Here is a 3,616-nt window from a genome sequence, read left to right on the forward strand (position 1 = left end):
ATAGTTGATCGACCTTCCTCACCCAGCCGTAGTAGAAGTATTGACGGATTTTATCCATTTTCATCCTCTGTGGTGCAGCGCTGGTCTTGCGCTGCATGAACGGCTAACGGGCAGTTATCTAGAGCCGAATGAGATTAATCAAGCAGTCCTGATGCCCACCAAAACTGAGTCATGATCATAAAGCTTCGGCATTATCGCGCCGAGGCTTTTTAACATGTAATCAAGGAGCCAAATGGCATAAAATCAATAGTTGAAACACATATGTGGAGTTTAAAAATGTTGTTGACAGGACACTAAATGGTGTCATATAATCAAATAGACACTAAATGGTGTCCAATTGGAAGCTAGTCATTTGGAAAGTTTGAAGCAAGAATAAAGTTCACTTGAATCATCAATTATGAGGAGGAAACCAATTGAGTACGATCATCGATGCGGAAACAACCGCGAAAGCACAAACCCAGCCTCGAGGAAAAGTTATCGCTTATTGGGTTACAACGTCGCTGCTTGCATTCTTTTTGGGGAGCGGAGGAATTGGGGAGCTAAGCCATCAATGGGGGACGCTCGGGACGGTGGAGATATTAGGGTATCCGGTGTACTTTCTGACCATTCTCGGGATTTGGAAAGTGCTTGGGACGATAGCCATCATCGTGCCGGGTCTTCCGCGGCTTAAAGAATGGGCATACGCCGGCATTTTCTTTGGAATGACGGGCGCAGCTGCATCACATGCAATCGTGGGAGACTACGGGGCTTATGCGTTCCATATTTATAGCCCACTTAGTTTTGCAATCCTAGCTCTCGCCTCGTGGACGCTGCGTCCGAAGAGCCGCAGGCTTTAAGGAGGTGGTGAAATTAACGCGGTCCCTTCGTACATTCTAGATGTCTAATACAGAAAATAATATTTAGGAGAGGGTGTTGTGAACGAAGACAACCCGTTGCGTGATGTGTTTGACGCGATTGCAGATCCAACTAGGCGCCGATTGATTCGTCTGTTAGCAGAGGCAAAGGAGATGCCACTTCATGAATTGACGGCACAATTTCAATTGGGACGTACAGCGGTATCAAAGCATTTGATAATCCTTAAAGAGGCCGGACTGGTACTTGACCGAAAAGTCGGCAGAGAAACGCTATTTAGGCTGAACGCCGCTCCACTCAGAGAAATTCAAGATTGGGTGGCTTTCTACAGCAAGTTCTGGAGTACGAATATGTTGCGCTTGAACCAACTATTAGAGGAGGAAGAAGAATGAGTTCAACGGTATCCCTGGATTTTCAGTACACGACGTCGGTCGAGAAGGTTTGGTCCGCTTTAACCGATTCTAACAAGCTTGCCAAATGGGTCATGGAAAATGACTTAAAGCCAATCGTAGGACATCGTTTCCAGTTCCGCACTCAACCGACGGAATGGTGGAATGGAATTATAGACAGCGAAGTGCTAGTCGTGGACGGACCAAACCGGTTGTCCTACACTTGGGTCAGCGGAGGGGAGAAGACGACGGTCACCTGGACGCTGCAGGATTTAGGGGACGGAAAGGTTAATCTTCATCTCGAACAAACCGGTTTCGAAAATGCTCGTGCGTTTGAAGGCGCCAAGCATGGTTGGGCTAAAATGGCTGGCGAGCTTGAAAAGGTGTTGGAACAATAACCGCAATCGAAACAGAGCAATGGCGGGATTCCTGCCATTGCTCTGTTTCCATATGCAATGTAAATATGATCGGTTGCTTTTCTCGGAAACCCGTTTATGTTGGACTTGGAAGTTGTTAGGAGCAGCATAAAATACCTTTTCGAAAATCACCCAATTATTAAACTAACGGATAACGATAGTTAAAAAGCACAATAAAATCCGCCAATAATTTGTGGGTTTTGTTTCATAAAAAACGCACTTAATCTGAGCAATATATGTTCGAAAAGAGCCTTCTATATTTACTTCTTTTGTAAAGCGATTAATCCTTTTTGACCATATCGTTTGACTATTTCTTTAATCAACTAATAAATATTAAGTTCTTAACATTAACCTTTATAAATATAGATGCGGTTACTAATTACTGCGTCTTTAGAGTATTCTGCCGACGCACGTCTCACACCATGCCAATGCCAAAAGAAACAATCTCACGAACAAATGTACAAACTATCTTCAGTGAGCGGTAATCCTACTCTTCGTGTTCTTCACATATCAGGCTTCTAATGGAGTGGCGAGTTATAATCACTCGATTAATTAAACTTGCAAACGTATCGTTAACAATTAACTCAGCATAATCCTTCCCCATGCGCACCAGAAATAACTCGAATTCTTCGCCAAATACATATCCAAACGGGAAGCGAGGACCTGTTAATTTTTCAATTGGTGTTAAATTTTGAGGTACGCGCGTCAATCCCTCAACATTAAGCTGGATTAACTCAGAAAACTTTATTGTTTTCACACCTGGCTCTAATGCTCTTTTAAAGTCAATAGTAACAAAATCATCCCCAACCCTTATGATTGTTCCGTTGCCGTGATTCGTACCAGGCGTTCTTGCAACTACAAAAACATCTCGGCCAATAAACTGTTGAAGTCTTGTGCGTAATAATATGTTTTGTGGAAGAGGGCATCCGGGGAATCTTGGATTTACAGTCATAGCATAATTTCCTCCCTCAGCTTATAGTGCGCTTTTTAATAAACTCCAATATTACTTTATGTACATAATCTGTATATTGGAATAAAGGCGGATACACAATTTGGGTTGACTTCTACTTTTAATAAAGCAATGGAACTAATATTGAATACTAACTAATCGAGCTAACGGGAAACAATAGCTCAATAACCAAGATAAGAAGGCAGCCAGTTAAATCGGCTGCCTTTTCCCCGTTAACGGGCAGTTTAACGCAAGGACACATTCTTTTGATATAATTTATAAAGAGGTATTTTATATATATCAACATGTTAAGAGGGTGTGCGAATGAACGGCTGGACTTTGTTAGAAGAAGAGGAGTTGGAAATGGCGTGGTCAAGATTTTACAAGGATTTTCATTTTAAGCCCAGTACCACAATTTTTCCATCCTATAGCCTCCCAAGTCCGTTCATCAAATACGATATATCTGACCGGTACACAGAAGATCTCATTAGAGACTTCGAGGACAAATCCGTTATAGCGTTTCAGCAATGTACCCAACTGGGAGAACTTATTTACGCCTTAGATTGGCAACATGATTGTTATTTAGTGGATGCACGCCTGGAGTTTCCAAGACATGTGCCTTGGAGAGTGGACAATGGAGATTGGATAATTTCTATTCATCCGGATGGAGATTATCATTTTTTTGTCGCAAGGGATTTTTCATGGGGGATATTAGGTCATCCATGGGAAAAAACAATAACTATTTACGGAGAGAATTTTATCCGTTGCTTGTTAAAAGATAAACCATATATGCTTCACAAAGTTCTGCAACGAGGCTGAGATATATACCACCGAGGCTTGTTGAGCTAACGGCGAACTATAGTTGAGGGGCATGCTTCGCGGCAGTTCCTATTTTGTTTATTAAAGTAAACATTCCTGTTAGTCCTAAGAATTGGACTTTGAAAGAAAAGGAGCGCCTCGGTATGATGGGTTTGTCAAAGGGTTTAACCCAACACCATCAAGGAGGCGCT

General features: G+C 42.3%; 5 protein-coding genes. 4 read left to right on the forward strand and 1 reads right to left on the reverse strand.

Annotated features, from left to right (window positions below; all coding sequences use genetic code 11):
• Positions 1 to 413: 413 nt before the first annotated feature.
• The 3 genes from AC58UU_RS39770 to AC58UU_RS39780 all read left to right on the forward strand — a co-directional run bounded on the left by AC58UU_RS39770 (position 414) and on the right by AC58UU_RS39780 (position 1,639).
• Positions 414 to 836, forward strand: a complete 423-nt coding sequence (locus AC58UU_RS39770) for a DoxX family protein (protein ID WP_497323019.1) — start codon at positions 414 to 416, stop codon at positions 834 to 836.
• Between the two features lie 78 nt (positions 837 to 914).
• Positions 915 to 1,244 (forward strand): ArsR/SmtB family transcription factor, encoded by a 330-nt coding sequence (locus AC58UU_RS39775; RefSeq protein WP_497323020.1) that lies wholly within the window; start codon positions 915 to 917, stop codon positions 1,242 to 1,244.
• A complete protein-coding gene (locus AC58UU_RS39780) occupies positions 1,241 to 1,639 on the forward strand; it encodes an SRPBCC family protein (protein WP_497323021.1) in 399 nt (132 codons plus the stop codon). Before AC58UU_RS39775 ends, AC58UU_RS39780 begins: the two co-directional genes overlap by 4 nt.
• A gap of 505 nt (positions 1,640 to 2,144) precedes the next feature.
• Here AC58UU_RS39780 and AC58UU_RS39785 read toward each other — a convergent pair.
• Positions 2,145 to 2,609 (reverse strand): hypothetical protein, encoded by a 465-nt coding sequence (locus tag AC58UU_RS39785; protein ID WP_497323022.1) that lies wholly within the window; start codon positions 2,607 to 2,609, stop codon positions 2,145 to 2,147.
• 321 nt (positions 2,610 to 2,930) lie between these two features.
• Between AC58UU_RS39785 and AC58UU_RS39790 the strand changes: the two genes are divergently transcribed.
• Positions 2,931 to 3,425 (forward strand): DUF2716 domain-containing protein, encoded by a 495-nt coding sequence (locus tag AC58UU_RS39790; RefSeq protein ID WP_497323023.1) that lies wholly within the window; start codon positions 2,931 to 2,933, stop codon positions 3,423 to 3,425.
• The last annotated feature ends 191 nt before the right edge of the window (positions 3,426 to 3,616 follow it).

It is taken from the genome of Paenibacillus sp. JT22N1, from assembly GCF_059692155.1.